The sequence below is a fragment of the Novosphingobium sp. BF6 genome (assembly GCF_058273105.1).
In genome coordinates, this window is record NZ_CM177776.1 from 1887970 (window position 1) to 1905593 (window position 17624).

Annotated in this window: 11 protein-coding genes; 7 read left to right on the forward strand and 4 right to left on the reverse strand. The window is 65.5% G+C overall.

Annotated features, from left to right (window positions below):
• Positions 1-124 precede the first annotated feature (124 nt).
• The gene (locus AC4D6D_RS23260; RefSeq protein ID WP_491327870.1) at positions 125-1963 is read left to right on the forward strand and encodes a DUF885 domain-containing protein; all 1839 of its coding nucleotides are present in this window, start codon (positions 125-127) and stop codon (positions 1961-1963) included.
• 65 nt (positions 1964-2028) lie between these two features.
• On the opposite strand, the gene AC4D6D_RS23265 is transcribed toward AC4D6D_RS23260, so the two are convergent.
• From AC4D6D_RS23265 to AC4D6D_RS23275, 3 genes are read right to left on the reverse strand one after another with little or no spacing between them, the layout of a single operon-like run.
• The gene (locus AC4D6D_RS23265) at positions 2029-3033 is read right to left on the reverse strand and encodes an SMP-30/gluconolactonase/LRE family protein (protein WP_491327871.1); all 1005 of its coding nucleotides are present in this window, start codon (positions 3031-3033) and stop codon (positions 2029-2031) included.
• Positions 3030-4145, reverse strand: a complete 1116-nt coding sequence (locus AC4D6D_RS23270; RefSeq protein ID WP_491327872.1) for a Gfo/Idh/MocA family protein — start codon at positions 4143-4145, stop codon at positions 3030-3032. Before AC4D6D_RS23270 ends, AC4D6D_RS23265 begins: the two co-directional genes overlap by 4 nt.
• Positions 4146-4165: 20 nt before the next feature.
• Positions 4166-4432 carry a helix-turn-helix domain-containing protein gene (locus AC4D6D_RS23275; RefSeq protein WP_491327873.1) on the reverse strand — a complete coding sequence of 89 codons (267 nt, stop codon included), beginning with the start codon at positions 4430-4432 and terminating at the stop codon, positions 4166-4168.
• Between the two features lie 329 nt (positions 4433-4761).
• Between AC4D6D_RS23275 and AC4D6D_RS23280 the strand changes: the two genes are divergently transcribed.
• A complete protein-coding gene (locus tag AC4D6D_RS23280; RefSeq protein ID WP_491327874.1) occupies positions 4762-6108 on the forward strand; it encodes a GntP family permease in 1347 nt (448 codons plus the stop codon).
• 36 nt (positions 6109-6144) lie between these two features.
• Positions 6145-6822 (forward strand): FadR/GntR family transcriptional regulator, encoded by a 678-nt coding sequence (locus tag AC4D6D_RS23285; protein ID WP_491327875.1) that lies wholly within the window; start codon positions 6145-6147, stop codon positions 6820-6822.
• 7 nt (positions 6823-6829) lie between these two features.
• On the opposite strand, the gene AC4D6D_RS23290 is transcribed toward AC4D6D_RS23285, so the two are convergent.
• Positions 6830-7315, reverse strand: a complete 486-nt coding sequence (locus AC4D6D_RS23290; protein WP_491327876.1) for a gluconokinase — start codon at positions 7313-7315, stop codon at positions 6830-6832.
• A gap of 215 nt (positions 7316-7530) precedes the next feature.
• On the opposite strand from AC4D6D_RS23290, the gene AC4D6D_RS23295 reads away from it, so the two are divergent.
• The 4 genes from AC4D6D_RS23295 to AC4D6D_RS23310 all read left to right on the forward strand — a co-directional run bounded on the left by AC4D6D_RS23295 (position 7531) and on the right by AC4D6D_RS23310 (position 17612).
• Positions 7531-10578, forward strand: a complete 3048-nt coding sequence (locus tag AC4D6D_RS23295; protein WP_491327877.1) for a glycosyl hydrolase family 28-related protein — start codon at positions 7531-7533, stop codon at positions 10576-10578.
• Positions 10579-10626: 48 nt separating this feature from the next.
• On the forward strand, positions 10627-13596 hold the full coding sequence (locus AC4D6D_RS23300) for a TonB-dependent receptor plug domain-containing protein (protein ID WP_491327878.1): 2970 nt from the start codon (positions 10627-10629) through the stop codon (positions 13594-13596).
• Positions 13597-13788: 192 nt separating this feature from the next.
• Complete coding sequence (locus AC4D6D_RS23305; RefSeq protein ID WP_491327879.1) at positions 13789-16848, forward strand: glycosyl hydrolase family 28-related protein; 3060 nt, start codon at positions 13789-13791, stop codon at positions 16846-16848.
• Positions 16845-17612: a ThuA domain-containing protein gene (locus AC4D6D_RS23310; protein WP_491327880.1), complete on the forward strand. Its 768-nt coding sequence runs from the start codon at positions 16845-16847 to the stop codon at positions 17610-17612. The genes AC4D6D_RS23305 and AC4D6D_RS23310 overlap by 4 nt, the downstream gene beginning before the upstream one ends.
• The last annotated feature ends 12 nt before the right edge of the window (positions 17613-17624 follow it).

Below are 17624 nucleotides of genomic sequence, written 5' to 3' on the forward strand. Positions count from 1 at the left end.
GCTATCCCTCAAACCCGGATGACAAAATGCAAGCATGATAGGGAATTGCGGCCATCCCGTTCCATTTGCATTCGCTCGGGCGCATGGCGTAGGCTTCGGTCATAACCCAAACGCCGGAGCTTTCATGATCGATCGTCGCCGTTTCCTCTCGTCCACATCGGCGGGAGCAGCCGCCGTAGCCGCCGGACCTGTCCTCGCACGTGCATCGGCATCGCCGACGGGTGCGAACCCCGCTCTTGCCGCGTTCATGGACAAATACTTCAATGCCCAGGTCGATGCTTCGCCCGAGACTGCGACGCAGCTGGGGTTGGACACAGGCCCCCGCGCCGCTCTGAAGTCCCGCCTGACCGTTCCCACGCGCGCGGAAGAGGAAAAAAGCCGCAATCTCGTCCGCACCGCGCGCGCGCAGCTTGGCACGCTCGACAGGGCTTCGCTGAATGCGCAGGACGCGATCTATTACGACACGGTCGCCGCAAACCTCGACGCCGTCATCAGGACTTACGCCATCCCCTACGGCCAGGGCGGATGGCCGCAAATCTATCGCGTGAGCCAAGGCGGTGGTGCCTACCTCAGTACCGGGGACTTTCTCGACAACCAGCACACGATCAAGACCTCGGCCGACGCGGAAGCCTATGTCTCGCGCGTGAATGACTTCGCCGATGTACTCGATGCCGAAACCGACCGGATGCGCGAGGATTTCGGCCTCGGCGTCATCCCGCCCGACTTCATCCTGAGCAAGACCATCGGCCTTCAGGCCGGGATGCTGGGGACGGCTGCCGGAGAATCCACGCTGGTCCAGTCGATCGTCCGGCGCACGCACGAACAGTCGATCCCCGGCGATTGGGGCGACCGGGTCCGCAAGCTGGTCGCCGAGCGGGTCTATCCGGCCCTGCAGCGGCAGAACGATGCCCTCAAGGCCATCCAGCCCAAGGCCGGTCATGACGCGTCTGTCTCGCGCCTGCCGCAAGGTGCGCAGTACTATGCCAATAGCCTGAACTACATCACCACGACCCGGCTCTCCGCCGAGGAAATCCATCGCATCGGGCTGGAGCAGGTCGCGGACCTCACGGCCCGCTCTGACGCCTTGTTGAAGTCGCAGGGGTTCACCCAGGGGACGGTCGGCGCGCGCATGGCCGCACTGATCGCCAACCCCACCAATGTCTATCCCAACACCGACGCCGCGAAAGTGGAACTGATCGCCCATCTCAACGAACAGATGGCGGCGATGCAGGCGCTCCTGCCCAAGGCCTTCGGTCGCCTGCCCAAGTCCGGCGTTGAGATCAAACGCGTACCGCCCGAAATCCAGGAAGGCGCATCGCAGGGTTACTACAATTCGCCCAGCCTCGACGGCACGCGTCCGGGCATCTACTGGATCAACCTGACCGACACCGCCAACTGGCCCAAGTTCGGCCTTCCCACCCTGACCTATCACGAGGCAATTCCGGGCCATCACCTGCAAATCGCCCTCCAGCAGGAAAGCCCGGCAGCGCCCAAGCTGATGAACCTGCTGTTCTTCTCCAGCTATTCCGAAGGCTGGGGTCTCTATGCCGAGCAACTGGCCGACGAACTGGGCGCCTATGACAACGATCCGCTGGGCCGGGTCGGCTTCTACCAGAGCCTGCTGTTCAGGGCGGTGCGTCTGGTCGTCGACACCGGCATCCATGCCAAGGGCTGGAGCCGCGAGCAGGCGATCCGCTACTTCATCGACAATACCGGCCGGGCGGAAGGCGGGGCGACCTCGGAAATCGATCGCTATTGCAGTTGGCCGGGCCAGGCCTGCGCCTACAAGGTCGGACACAACGAATGGGTGCGTCTACGCGAGAAGGCGAAGGCGGCGCTGGGCGACCGCTTCGACATTCGCGGTTTCCACGACACGGCGCTGGCCGGTGGCGGCATGCCGCTGACGGTTCTCGAACGCGTCGTCGATGACTGGGTGACGGCGCGCAAGTCGTCTGCCGCCTGACAACGAAATGCCGGGGAGGACCTGTGCTCCCCGGCATTCCAGGCGTCAGTCGTTCGAACCTGGCTTCATGAACGCAGCAGGGGTATTACCGCCAAGCTGTCGGACGATGTCAGGAACAGCGACTGGCCTCCCTGTCCTATGCTGCAATTGGCGATGGCCTTCCCGGTCTCGATGACCCCGAGCACGCGCGCTTCAGCCGTGCAGACATGAACGCCGCCAGGCCCCGTCGCGAAGACATGGCCCGAGGCCCCCACCTTGATTCCGTCCGGCAGGCCGGGACGCCCCTCATCGAACTGCGCTTTCATGTCGAGGAACCGGCGGCTCTCGCGCGGCATCCCGTCCGCTCCGAGCGCATAGGCCAGCACTTCCGGCTGGGTTTCGTCCGACAACGAGAGGTAGAGCGTGCGCTCATCCGGCGAAAGCGCCACGCCATTGGGGCGACGATGACTGCGGTCCAGCAGATCAACCCTGCCATCCGGCGACAGACGGTAAAGCCCGCAAAACGCCAGTTCGCGCAATGGGGAATCGTCACCTTCTGCCAGTCCGTAACTGGGGTCCGTGAAGTAGATCGCTCCGGACTTCGCCACGCAGACATCGTTGGGGCTGTTGAAGCGCTTGCCCTCGAAACGATCCGCCAATGTCGTGCGCTTGCGGGATTCAAGGTCGATCCGCACGATCGCCCGTGATCCGCTGTCGGCGCCGATCAGGGCGCCGCCCGCATCCAGTGCGAGGCCGTTGAGGCCGGGTTCGCGAATGCTGGCGGGCACGGCGGTCTGAAGGCCCGATGGTCGCAGGAACACTTCCACGCCCTTGGCTTCACTCCAGCGATGGACCGTATTGGCAGGCGGATCGGTAAACAGCAGGCCATTCTCGCCCGGAACCCAGACCGGGCCTTCCGCCCAGCGAAATCCCGAAGCGAGACGGCGGATCGAGGCCCCCGGCGCGACGATACGGCCTAGTTCGGGATCGAGGCGCCGCACGGTTCCAAAAGGCTCTTCTGCCGCAGCCCGCGTCGCATAAAGCCAGGGCATGGCAGCAAGACCGGCCAACACGCCACGGCGGTCGGTCATGCCGTCAGTCCGATATGACGCCGTTCCGCCGCCGAACGGTAGATCGCTTCGATGATCCGCATGTCCGCCAATCCTTCCTCACCGGAAACGATCGGCGTCGCGCCGGACTGCACGCATTCCGACAGGTGATCGAGCTGTGCCGCGAACTGGTTGCGTGTGGGCGGCGGCAGTGTCCTCGGCGCGGTGACACCGTCCTTCCGGATCGTCATCGTCTGCCCGGTATAGGGCGTGGCCGGTTCCATCCCGATCCAGCCCTGCGTGCCGATCACGCGGTAGCCGTTATGCGCGGAACTGTAGCTGGAGATGCAGTTGGCCTGAATGCCGGACGGGAAACGCAGCACGAAACTGATGCGGTCCTCGACCGTGGCGAAGCGCGGATCGGAGCGGTCGGTCGATTCCACCGCGCTCACTTCGACCGGCTCCTCGCCGGTCAGATAGCGGGCCGCGTTGAGACTGTAGATGCCGATATCCATCATCGAGCCGCCACCGGAAAGCGGCTTGTCCAGTCGCCACTGGCCGGGCTGGATGGGAAAGCCATGTTCGGCGGTGATGAGCCGTGTCGGGCCGACATGACCGCCGCGCGCCAGTTCGATGGCGAGCCGGTTGTAAGGCTCGAACCGCGAGCGATAGCCGATCATCAGCTTCTTCCCGGCCTTGCTGCAGGCGGCGATCATCGCCTGGCATTCCGCCACCGACGTCGCCATCGGCTTTTCGCAAAGGACGTGCTTTCCCGCCTGCGCCGCGCGAATGGAGTATTCGGCATGGAGACTATTGGGCAGGACTATGTAGACGGCATCGATATCCGGGTTGTCACGAAGGGAGTCGAACTGCGCGTAACTGTAACGATGGGTTTTTGGAATACCGTATTGCGCGCCATACTGCTCCAGTTTGGCGGGTGTACCGCTGACCAGTGCGACCAGCCGCGAGTGTTCGCATCCGGCAAAGTTCGGCATGATCTGGTGCGTGGCATAATAGCCCAACCCGACGACGGCATAGCCGATCTTGCGGCCGTTCCTGCCTTCTGCCGCAAACGCCCTGGAAGCGAAGCCGGGGGTCAGGCCCGCCGCCGCCATGCCCGCACCGATACCGAGAATTTCGCGCCGCGATCCCATAACCCTTCCCTCCCGCGAGATCAGGCGCGCGCCAGCTGTCCGGCGGCTATCGCCACTTGCGTGCGGTTGCGCACGTTGAGCTTGCGCATCAGCGCCGTCATGTGAACTTTCACCGTCGCTTCGGCCATGCCGAGTTCGTAGGCGATCTGCTTATTAAGCAGCCCCGAACGAACGCAGCGCAGGACCTTGAGCTGGGTCGGCGTAAAATGGAGGGCCGCTGCCGGAAGGTCGCGCGCGGCGACATCTTGGCTGGCGGGAACCGTGCACAGATCTGCAACGAGGTGCATCCCTTTTCTCCCTGACTGACTCGATTCTTGTGGTGCCGCCCTGAATCGAAGACCCGCCGCACCGGAGTTCGTTCACAGGAGTAATACCGGAATCGGTCAGACAGGTTCAAGCAGAATCTGCGCCTACGACTTAATTTTTGTAGAATACAGCGATCTTCAAGCTATAACCTGTCCAACAGATTTGGGTTGGCATCGCCACCCCCGACAACAGTGTGAACAAGGGAGAGGCGAGGGATGGCGCCATCATTTCGTCGAGCGTGGCCGTTCGGCCCGAGCAAGCATGCAGCCGTTGCGAAACCCGAATCGCGCAGCGCGGGATCGACCCGACCATGACCCCGGAAGACATCCGGCTGATCCTTTCCGCCGTGACCGGCATCGCGCTGTCCATCGCACTGATCGTGCGCGGGCGGCTCCATCCTTTCGTCGGGCTGCTCTGCGGCGCCTTCACGGTCGGCATTCTCGCCGGAATACCGCTGGAGGAGACTGCCAAGTCGGTCGAGAAAGGCGCAGGGGCAATCCTGGGGGGGACCGGGCTGGTGGTCGCGCTGGGCCTCGGCCTTGGCGCGATGCTGCAACTCTCGAACGGCGCCGCCGGTCTGGCCCATGCCGCATTGCGCATATCAGGCGTCAAGGGCGCTCCCTGGGCCAGCCTGTTCACCGCGCTGCTGATCGGCCTGCCGCTGTTCTTCGAGACCGGCCTCGTCCTGCTGCTGCCGATCGTGGCTTCCGCCGCCGCTGCCCTGCCCAAGGGCATGGATGACGACGAATCCAAGCTGCGGCTGATGCTGCCCGCCCTTGCCGGTCTTTCGGTCGTCCATGCCCTCGTGCCGCCGCATCCGGGGCCGCTGCTGGCCGTCAATGCCCTCGGCGCGAACCTCGGACTGACGCTCGCCTATGGGCTGCTGGTCGGCATTCCCACGGCGATCATTGCCGGGCCGGTGCTCGCCCGCTTCACCGCGCGCGGGGTCAAGCTCAGCCCGCCCCTGCTCGCGCCCGAGACGATGGACGTTGCGACACCCTCGGTCGCCCGCGCCCTGACCGCGGTGCTGCTGCCGGTGGTGCTGATTGCTGCCGGGCAAGCCGTCGCGATCGCCCCGCCCGGCATCGCCGCCGGACTGGCCTGGCTCACCTGGATCAGCGACCCGGTGATCGCCCTGCTGCTCGCCAACCTCTTCGCCCTGCCGCTGCTGTTCGGCGGACGTCTGGGCGAGCGCCGCATCCAGGACGCGATCTGGCTGGAAGCCATGGCGCCTGCGGGCGGCATCCTGCTGGCGATCGGTGCAGGCGGCGCGCTGAAACAGGTGCTGGTGACGGCAGGCCTTTCAGACATGCTGGTCCGTCTGGCGGGAGACGGCGCGATCTCCCCGATCCTGCTCGCCTGGGGCGTTTCGGTCTGCATCCGTCTCGCGACCGGCTCGGCGACCGTCGCCACGATCACCACGGCGGGCGTGATGGAGGGCCTCGTGGCCACCTCCGGCGTCGCGCCCGAATGGATGGTGCTCGCCATCGGCGCCGGATCGCTGTTCTTCTCCCACGTCAACGATCCCGGCTTCTGGCTGGTGAAGAGCTATCTCGGCACCGACATGCCCGGCACCTTCCGCACCTGGTCGATCATGGAGACCGTCGTCGCTGTGGTAGGCCTGCTTCTGGTGCTTGCGGCGAGCAGCGTCATCTAACAATCGGGGCGGCATGATGAGCAGGCAGGAGTTTCGATGAACCAGGCACGGCTTTCCGACCATGCCTATGCGGGCATCGTCGAGATCATCAAGTCGAAGGATCTGGAGGTCGGCGCGCGCCTGCCTTCGGAGGCCCGGCTGGCGGAAATGTTCGGCGTGTCGCGCGCCATCGTGCGCGAGGCGCTGGTTCGGCTGGCCTCGGACGGCATTACCGAGGCGCGGCGCGGGGCAGGCTCGTTCGTCAAGAGCCGCCCCTCGGACCGGCTCGCTGCCTTCATGCCGATGAGCGAACTTCCGGCGACGCTGGGCAGCTACGAAGTGCGCTTCGTGCTGGAAGCGGAAGCCTGCCGTCTGGCAGCGACCCGGCGGACGTCGATGGAGATGGCCCATGTCGAGGAAGGCATGGAAATGCTGCGCGAGGCGCTTCTCTCCAACGCTCCCGCCCATGCCGAGGACATGGAACTGCATCGCCGCATCGCCGCCGCGACGGGTAATCCCTCGTTCCTGATCGCTTTCGATGCGCTCTGGTCGGATGTCGAGAAGGTCATGCGTGCCGGCGTCGACATCTCGCGTTCACGCCCGCCCGAAGTCATCGCCACGATGCTGCGCGAGCACGAAGTGATCGTCGCCGCCATCCGTGCGCAGGACGCCGAAGGCGCGGCGCTGGCGATGCGCTGGCACCTGTGGGAAGGCCGCCGCCGCCTGATGCCCTGAGGGCGTTTCAGTCCGAACGCAGTTTCCGCAGCACGGTGTCGCGCAGGGTTTCAGGCGGCTGCTCGCTAGCCAACACCACGGCCTGCTCGCCGTCCAGCGGCACTTCGAGCGTGGCGAGCTGGCTGTCCAGCAAGCTTGCGGGCATGTAGTGGCCGGGGCGGTTCTCCAGCCGCGCGAAGAGATTCTCGCGGCTCGTTTCCAGCAGCACGAAATGCGCACCCGCACCGATCGCCGCGCGCAGGCGGTCGCGATAGGCCAGCCGCAGCGCCGAGCAGGCGACGACCACCCGCCCCTTCTCAGAAACCGAAGCTACAGCCGCCGCGCCCAGCCGGTCCAGCCAAGGCCAGCGGTCCTCGTCGGTCAGGGGCTGGCCTGCGCGCATCTTCGCCACCGCCTCGGGGGCATGGAACGAGTCGCCTTCGAGAAAGGTGCAGTCCAGCGCTTCGGCGAGCAATGCCCCAAGGGTCGACTTGCCGCAGCCGCTTACACCCATGACGATGATCGCGCCTCGCGAAAATGCGCCGCTTTCTGAGGATTTTGGCAAAACGGGGTCCTTGCAGCCCGGCGACGGCGCAAGGCCCATCGCGATGATGGGCGAGCTATAGAAGCCCCGACCGCCGGCTGGGAACTACGACCTTTGTCGCAAGTGCCAAGCCTGCCCGCTCCCTTTAGCAAAAGGCGCGAGAACGAACCGACAGGGAGGCGGCAATGATCGGACGCAGAGGAATCACGGCGGGCCTGCTGGCGGCAAGCGCGCTCGTTTCCCTCGGCAGTGCGCCGATTGCCCAAGCCGCGTCCGGTCCCTCGGTCTTTCCCGTCGCTCCCGCCGAACCCCGCGCCATCACCGTGAAGGCCAGCGGCGACGGGCGTACCGACGATACCGCAGCCATTCAGGACGCGCTCGACAAGTCCCGCGACACGGGCGGCCACGGCATGGTGTTCCTGCCTTCGGGCCGCTACCGCATCACCCGCACTCTGGTGGTGCCCGCAGGCGTGAGGGTCTACGGCGTCGGACAGGAGCGCCCGACCATCGTTCTGGCCCCGCGCACGCCGGGCTTCCAGAAAGGCGTCTCGACGATGATCGTCTTCGCCGGAGACGACCAGTACGCGGTCGGCCAGGTGCCCGTCCCGGTCCCGACCGTCGTGCCGCGCAACAAGACGGTGCGAGACGCCAATTCCGGCACGTTCTACTCGGCCATGAGCAATCTCGACATCGAGATCGGCGAAGGCAATCCCGCTGCCGCCGGGGTGCGCTTCCGCATGGCCCAGCATGCCTTCCTCAGCCACATGGACTTCCGCCTGGGTTCGGCCTTCGCCGGCGTCTATCAGGCCGGAAACGTCATCGAGAACGTTCACTTCCACGGCGGCCGTTACGGTATCGTCACCGAGAAGACCTCTCCCGCCTGGCAGTTCACCCTGCTCGATTCCAGTTTCGACGGCCAGCGCGATGCCGCCATCCGCGAGCACGAAGTCGGGCTGACCATGGTCAACGTCTCGATCCGCGACACGCCCGTCGGGATCGAGGTCGATCGCGGCTATGGCGACTCGCTCTGGGGCAAGGACGTCCGCTTCGAGAACGTCGGCAAGGCGGCCGTGGTCATCTCGAACGAAAACAACGTCTTCACCCAGATCGGCTTCGAGAACGCGCTTGCCAGCGGTACGCCGGTCTTCGCCCGTTTCCGCGACAGCGGGCGCACCGTGGCGGGCAAAGGGGCGGCCTACAAGGTCTCCGATTTCTCCTACGGCCTCGCGGTTCCCGCGCTCGGCAGCGACGGCGCCTATGCGACCAAGGCCGAGATCGAGGGTCTCTCTGCCCTGCCAGCCGCGCGCAAGGGCGCGATCCGCGACCTGCCGCCGATGACGGACTGGGTCGACGTGCATACCCAGGGCGTGGTCGGCGACGGCAAGACCGACGATACCGCCGCGATCCAGCGCGCCATCGACGCTAACCGGGTGCTCTATTTCCCTGCGGGCTTCTACAAGGTGACGAACCGCCTGACCTTGCGCCCCGACAGCGTGCTGATCGGCCTGCACCCGGCGATGACGCAGTTCTATATCCCGGACGGCAATGCCGCCCATGCCGGTCTCGGCGCGGTCCTGCCTATCCTCGAAAGCCCGCGCGGCGGCGACAATATCGTCTCGGGCCTGGGCCTGTTCACCGGGCGGGTCAATCCGCGCGCCGCCGCGCTCCTCTGGCGCTCGGGCGAGAACAGCCTCGTCGAGGACGTGAAGATCATGGGCGGCGGCGGCACCCCGACCGCCGACGGCAAGCCGCTGGGTTCGCTCTCCGCCCGCAGCGGCGATCCGGTTTCGGACGGGCGCTGGGACGCGCAATATCCCAGCATCTGGGTGGACGGCGGCGGCGGTACCTTTGCCGACGTATGGAGCCCGAACACTTTTGCGCAGGCCGGGTTCATGGTGACGGACACCGAGACCCCCGGCCACGTCTACGAGATGTCGGTCGAGCATCACGCCCGCAACGAGATCGTGCTCGACAACGTCCGGAACTGGGAATTCCTGGCTCCGCAGACCGAACAGGAAGTGGGCGACGGCCCGGATGCCGTCTCGCTGGAGATCCGCAATTCGCGCAATCTCCTCTTCGCCAATTACCACGCCTACCGCGTGACCCGCAGCTATCACCCGGCTCGCAGTGCTGCGAAGCTGTTCAACTCCGGCGAGATCCGCTTCCGCAACGTCCACGTCAACGGCGAGAGCGGCTATGCCACGTGCGACGACGAAGGCTGCGGCACCTTCCTGCGCGCCAGCAAGTATCCGTTCGACAACGCCATCGAGGATGTAACCGGCAAGAGCCTGGTGCGCGAGCGCGAGTTCGCCAGCCTCGATATCGGGAAAAGCAGCACCACTGCCACCGCCGCCGCGACATCTGCCGTGCCTGTAGAAAAGCTGGCCGACGGCTTCTGGTCGATCTCCGGCGCGGCGACCGATGCCAAGGGCGCGCTCTACTTCATCGACCGCCGCTTCCAGCGCATCCATCGCTGGACCGGCGAGCGCGGTCTGGAAGTGGTGCGCGACAACGCGCTCGATCCGGTGAACCTGGCCGTGGATGCCTCCGGCCATCTGCTGGTGCTGTCCTCGCTCGGCGCCAAGGGCGGCGTCTATTCGATCGATCCCGCCGGTCCCAAGGACCAGATGACCGTGATCGCGCCAACGCCCGTGCGCGACAAGCCTGCCGCCGAAACGCTGGTTCCGGTCAACTGGTGGGTCAACGGCGAATTCCGCGACCAGCTCGACCACAAGACCTACCAGTTCACCACGCTGGCCGAACTCTTCGCGCAGGATGCCGGTTCGGCCAAGGCGCAGGAATATGTCTCGCCGGACGGCAGCCTCGCGCTTCCCGCCTTCCGCGTGTGGCAGCAGGGGCCGGTCGATCATGTCGGCTGGCGCTGGTCGCACAGCCTCAATGCCAACGGCCTGATCTCCGGCCGTCCGGGAGAGCGGGTCTTCGTCACCAACGGTTCGGAAAACAGGACCTACAGCGCCACGGTCGGCAAGGGCGGCGCGTTACAGGGCCTCAAGCCTTTCGCCGATCGCGGCGGCGAGAGCGTCGCGGTCGACCGGCAGGGCCGGGTCTACGTCGCCAACGGTCAGGTGTACATCTACGCGCCGGACGGCAAGCCGCAGGGCCGCATCGACGTGCCTGAGCGACCGCTTCAGATCCTGTTCGGCGGCGCCGACGGCACCACGTTGTTCATCCTGACGCACCACGCACTCTACGCAGCAACCACAAGAGAATAGACGGCCGCCCTGACAAAGAAGCGGTCCCGGAAGGAAGAGGGAAGATCGATGAAAGTGAGGAGCATTATTCACCGCCAGCGCGCCGGGGCCAGCCTCGTCGCGCTTGTCGCCGTATCGCTTGTCGGCGCGGCCCCAACCCAAGCCCACGCGCAGGAGCAGAACCCGCAGCCGCCTGCACCGGCCGAGCCTGTCTCCGAACGCCAGGCGGCGGAAATCGTCGTCACCGGCTCGCGCATCACCACCAGCGGCTTCAACGCACCGACGCCCACGACCGTGATCGGCGAAGAGCAGATCACCGCGAACGCCCAGCCCAACATCTTCACCACAATCGCGCAGTTGCCCTCGCTCCAGGGCTCGACCGGCGCCTCGACGGGCACCTTCAGCACGTCGAGCGGGCAGCAGGGCCTCAGCTCCTTCTCGCTGCGCGGTCTCCAGCCGATCCGCACGCTGACACTGCTCGACGGGCAGCGCGTGGTCGGCGCCAATGTGACCGGCGTGCCCGACATCTCCATGTTCCCGCAACTGCTGGTCAAGCGCGTGGACGTGGTGACAGGCGGCGCTTCCGCGTCCTACGGCTCCGATGCGGTCGGCGGCGTGGTCAACTTCATCACCGATACCCGGTTCGAGGGCTTCAAGGGTAATATCCTCGGCAGCATCACCAAGTACGGCGACGACGAGACCGCGCTGGTGCAGGCGGCATGGGGCAAGTCGTTCCTCGACGACCGTCTCCATGTCGTCGTCAGCGGCGAATACGACCATGAAGGCGGTGTCGGCGCGGGCGACTTCGGCACCGACCTTGCGGGCAGCCGCGACTGGTATCGCGCCACCACGCTGATGAACACCGGCCAGACCAACAACGGGTTGCCGCAGTTCAACTACCGCGACTACGCCCAGCCCTACCAGTATGCCCGCTACGGCCTGATCAACAACGGTCCGCTTCAGGGCATCGCCTTCGACGCCAACGGCACGCCCTACAACTTCAACTACGGATCGAACGGCCAGCCGCTGGGCAACGGGCAGGTCAGCAACTGCTATCGCGGCAACAGCTTCTGCGAAGGCGGCGATCTGTCCGGCGCGCCCGGCTCGGGCGCCTCGCTCAAGTCCGCGCTGGAGCGCATCAACGGCTATGGCCGCATCGGATACGACTTCGCCGAGAACAACGAAGCTTATGTCACCGTCAACATTGCGCAGGTGAAGACCAACAACCAGCCCAGCCCCGGCTACGGCAGGCCCTCGCTGACGGTGCAGTGCGCCAATCCGTTCCTGCCGCAACTGGTGCGCGACCGTTGCGCCACCGCCGGGATCACCAGCTTCGGATTCGGCACCAGCAACGCCTCGTTCCCCGATCCGCACGTCTATACGAACCGCAAGCAGTACCGCTTCGTCGGCGGCCTCAAGGGCGCATTCGACGCCGCCGGAACCTCGTGGAACTACGATGCCTACTATGAGCACGGCATCACCATCTCCGACATCCGCGTCCGCGACATCGTGCTTCAGAACCGCTATGTGGCGGCAACCAATGCGATCACCCTAAACGGCGCCATCGTCTGCGCCGAACCGGTGGCGCGTGCCAACGGCTGCCAGCCGATCAACATCTTCGGCAATTTCGCACCGTCCGACGCCGCCCTCGCCTATGTCGCGCCGCACGACAACGGACCGTTCCAGCACACCAAGCTGACGCAGGACGTCCTCAGCGCCAACCTTTCAGGCAGTCCCTTCGATTCCTGGGCGGGCCCGGTCTCGGTGGCGTTCGGCGGCGAGTACCGGCGCGAGTTCTACCGGGTGAACGCCGACCCCTATGGCGCTGGCGTTTCCGACCTCAGCCCCAACAGCGCCGACTATCCGGCCGATCCGCTGCTCAACTCCACGCTCGGCAGCAACTGGGCGGCGGGCAACTACAAGAACGGTCGCGGCAAGTACGAGGTCTACGAAGGTTACGTCGAAGTCGACCTGCCGCTGCTGAACAGCGACAGCTTCGGCCGCGCCAACCTCAACGGCGCCGCGCGCGCCACGCATTACAGCACTTCCGGCACCGTGTGGACCTGGAAGGTCGGCGGCACCTGGGATACCCCGCTCGACGGCATCCGCCTGCGCGCCGTGACCTCGCGCGACGTGCGCGCGCCGAACCTCTCCGAGCTCTTCGCCGCGCCGACAGTCACCACTTTGCCGAACTTCAACGACCCCTTCCGCAACCAGGCAGTGCAGATCTTCCAGAACACGATCGGCAACACCAACCTGAAACCGGAAGTGGCGCGTAACACCGAACTGGGCATCGTGCTGTCGCGCCCCTCGTGGCTGCCGGGCCTCAGCCTTTCGTTCGACTACTACCACATCAAGCTCGACGGCGTGGTCTCCACCTTGTCCGCCGACCAGATCGTGCGCTTCTGCTTCGACGGCAACCAGGCCTTCTGCGGCGGTTTCCAGCTGGACGGTCCGCAGGGCACAAACTTCGTCAACGTCCAGCCGTTCAACCTCGCCTCGTGGAAGACCAGCGGCTTCGACATCGAGGCCAGCTACCAGTGGCAGCAGCCGCTGGGCCTGCCGGGCAACTTCACCGTCCGCGCACTGGCCACCCATATCCAGAAGTTCATCGTCAATGCGGGCATTGCGGGCGTCGATCCGATCGACCAGGCCGGCGCCAACAACGGCGCAACACCCGACTGGAAGTGGCTGGCCGTCCAGACCTACGACAGCGACCGCTTCAGCCTGACCGTGCAGGAGCGCTGGATCAGCGACGGCACCTTCGGCAACCAGTACGTCGTCTGCCAGTCGTCTTGCCCGGCTTCCACCGGCAATCACCCGACCATCGACTACAACACGATGAAGGGCGCCTTCTACGTGGACGTCGGCGCTACGATCAAGTTCGGCGAGAACCTTCAGCTCTACGGCAAGATCGACAACCTGTTCGACAAGGATCCCGTCGCGGCACCGCAGACCAACACCGGTCTCGACATCAACCCGGCACTCTACGACACGCTGGGGCGGATCTACCGCGCGGGCATTCGCTTCAATTTCTGACAAGTGGTGTCGTCCCGGCGAAAGCCGGGACCAGCCCATCTGTCAGCGTGAAAACGCAAGGGGCTTCGACAGGTCCAGCCTGACCCTTCGACAAGCTCAGGGTGAGCGGAAGTAGTGTCACAATCGCTAAACCCGCTCAGGCTGAGCTTGTCGAAGCCTCCGCAGCAAACGATCAGCATACGGAGAGAATACATGAAGCGCGCGATCCTGGCAGCCTCCACGGCGATGCTGACGCTGCTCGCCGCCGCGCCGCTCGTCGCATCGCCTTCCGCCTATACGACAATGCCGGACGAACCCGCCGCCGTCACCGTTGCGGCCAGGGGAGATGGTCGCACCGACGATACCGCCGCGATCCAGCAGGCGATCGACAAGGCCGCGCAGGGACCGGCAGGCAAGGGCGTGGGCGGCGGCATCGTGTTCCTGCCACAGGGCACCTATCGCATCAGCCGCACGCTGTTCCTCTGGCCCGGCGTGCGTATCTTCGGCGTGGGCGAGAAACGGCCCGTCATCCTCCTCGGCGCGAAGACCCCCGGTTTCCAGCGCGGCGTGGCGCATATGCTCGTCTTTGCAGGTTCGGCGCGGGAACGCGATCCCAAGGACGCCCGCGAAGTGGCGTTTCCCCCGCCCGGCTCCGTGCCCTTCAACAAGGACGTGGCCGACGCCAACCCCGGCACGTTCTATTCGGCGCTCGGCAATATCGATTTCCGCATCCTGGACGGCAACCCTGCCGCCACCGCGATCCGCTTCCACGCCGCCCAGCACAGCTTCGTCAGCCATGTCGATTTCGACATCGGCTCTGGCCTCGCCGGACTTTATCATGTCGCCAACGAGGCCGAGGACCTGCACTTTCGCGGTGGTCGCTACGGCATTCTCGCCGAAAAGCCTTCACCCGCCTGGCCTTTCGCGCTGGTGGATTCCACGTTTGAGGGCCAACGCGACGCCGCCATTCGCGAACACGAGGCGGGGCTGACCCTGCTCAACGTCTCGATCCGCGATACCCCTGTCGGCATCGAGATCGACGAGGGCTACGGCGACTGGCTCTGGGGACAGGACGTGCGGTTCGAAAACGTCTCGAAGGCAGGCGTGATCGTGTCCAACGAGAACAACGTCTACACGCAAGTCGGCTTCCAGAATGCCGTGGCCTCGCGCACGCCGGTCTTTGCCCGCTTTCGCGAGAGCGGGCGGACGGTTCCCGGCTCGGGGGAGAGCTACAAGGTCGCCGCATTCAGCCACGGACTGACCTTGCCCGCCTTCGGCAAGATGGGCGAATATCGCACCCAGACCGACGCGGCGCCGCTCCCGGCCCTGCCCGCCCCACCCATTCCGGCGATTCGCGCTCTGCCTCCCGTCTCCGAATGGGTGAGCGTCCGCACGCTCGGTGCCAAGGGAGACAACCTCAGCGACGATACCGCCGCCCTCCAGAAGGCCATCGACACCCACCGCGTGGTCTACCTGCCTGCCGGGTTCTACAAGGTCAGCGAGACCTTGCGCCTGCGTCCGGATTCGGTGCTGATCGGCCTTCATCCCAGCCTGACGCAGATCGTCCTGCCGGACGGCTCGCCCGCCTATGCAGGCATCGGCGCGCCGAAGGCACTGGTGGAAAGCGCCTCGGGCGGTGAGGCTATCGTCGCCGGTATCGGACTGAACACCAGCGGCAACAACCCGCGTGCCACGGCCCTGCTCTGGAAGGCGGGCGCCCGCTCGATGGTCAACGACGTCAAGTTCCAGGGCGGCCACGGCACCAACCGTTTCGACGGGACGCGGATCGATCCCTACAACAACAATGCCACCGCCGATCCCGACGCCTCCCGTCGCTGGGACGGGCAATATGCCAGCCTCTGGGTGACGCAGGGCGGCGGCGGCACTTTCGCCAATATCTGGAGCCCCAGCACTTTCGGCAATCCCGGCATCCTGATCTCCGATACTCAGACCCCCGGCCGCCTGATCCAGGCCTCGGTCGAGCACCACGTCCGCACAGAGATCGGTCTCAACCGCGTCTCCAACTGGGAACTGCTCGCCCCGCAGACCGAAGGCGAGGCGGGCGAAAGCGGCGATGCCGTCGCATTGGAGATCCGCGATTCCAGCAATATCCTGGTCGCCAACCTCCACGCCTATCGCGTGACCCGCACCCGCAAGGCGGCCCCTGCCGCCGTCACGCTCTACAATTCGCACGACATCCGCTTCCGCAATGTCCATGTGAATGCCGAGAGCGGTCTCGGCACCTGCGACGAGAACGGCTGCGCCACGTTCCTGCGCCTCACCAAGTTCCCCTTCGAGAACGCCCTGCGCGACGTGACCCACGGCCTCGACGTGCGCGAACGCGAATTCGCGGTGCTGGACGTGACGGCCTCGCCCGCCCCGGTGACTCCCGCGACATTCGAAGGCGCCCGCGTCGAGAGGTTGGCGGACGGCTTCCACTCCATCGGCGGCGGCGCGGTGGATGCGGCGGGCAAGCTCTACTTCATCGACCGCCAGTTCCAGCGCATCTGGAGCTGGTCGGACGATCGCAAGCTGGAAATCGTGCGCGACGCCGCCCTCGATCCCGTCAACCTGACGGTCGACCGCTCGGGCAACCTGCTGGTCTTGTCCTCGTTCGGGCGCAACGGCACCGTCTACGGTCTGAGGCCGGGATCGCCCGACGCCGAACTGACGGTCATCGCACCGCGCCCCGTCAAACCCTCCACCACCGCCGCAACGATACTGCCGGTCAACTGGTGGATCAACGGCGAGTTCAAGGACCAGATAGATCCGAAGTCTTACCGGTTCACCACGCTTGCCGAGATGTTCACGCGCAACATGGCACGGCAACAGGCGCAGGAATATGCCTCGCCGGACGGGAGCGTGGTGCTGCCCGCCTGGCGTGTCTTCGCGCAGGGACCGTCCGACCACAGGGGCTTGCGCTTCTCGGACTCGCTGGACACTTACGGCTTCATTCAAGCCAGGCCGGGTGAGCGGGTGTTCCTGACCAATGCTTCGGAAAACCGCACCTACAGCGGCACGGTAGGCGCAGGCGGGACGGTCACCGGTCTGAAGCCTTTCGCCGAACGCGGCGGAGAAGGCGTGACCAAGGATGCCGAAGGCCGCGTCTATGTCGCCAATGGCCAGGTCTTCGTCTACTCGCCCGAAGGCCGTGAAATCGGACGGATCGACGTGCCGGAGCGCCCCCTGCAACTCCTGTTCGGCGGCCCCGATCGGCGGACGCTCTACATGCTCGGCCATCATGCGCTCTATGCCGCGAGGCTGGTGCAATGACGCGCATGATCCGGGCGCTTCTGCTTCTTCTCGCCCTGGCCATGCCCGCAAGCGCCTGGGCCGAGGCGCAGTATCGGCTGCTCGTCCTCGCCATCCCGAACAAGTACCACTACGAGTACATTCCCATAGCGCGCGAGAGCCTGGAGCGCCTTGCCCGGCTCCACGATTTCGACCTGACTTTCACCAACGACCCGAAAGTCTTCGAAGGCGACTTGCAGCGATACGCCGCCGTCCTATTCCTGAACACGCCCGGCGAAGAGCTGAACCCGGCCCAGCGGCAGAACTTCGAGAACTACATGCGCGGCGGCGGCAACGCCGTGATCGTCCACCGCGCCCTCATCATGCAACCGGACAACTGGCCCTGGTACGAGAAACTGGTCGGCCGCAGCTTCGTCATCCACCCAATGTTCCAGACCGGCGTCGTCACACCGGCCGATCCGGGATTTCCGGCAACGTTCGGCCTCCCCTCGCGCTGGATCTGGAGCGACGAATTCTACGTGACGGCGAACCCCCACAGCGTGAAGATCGAACCGGTGCTCAAGGTCGACGAGACAAGCTACGATCCCACCCGCATCTGGCCCGGACAGGTGGCCAGGCCGATGGGCAAGGATCATCCCGTCGCCTGGTCTCATCGTTACGAAAAGGGTCGCGTTTTCGTTACCACGCTCGGACATAACGGCGATGCCTACCGTGATCCGGCCTATCTCTCCCACTTGCTGGGCGGAATCTATTGGGCCGCGACCGGACTTGGCCGACAGTACTGACCGGTCCCAATA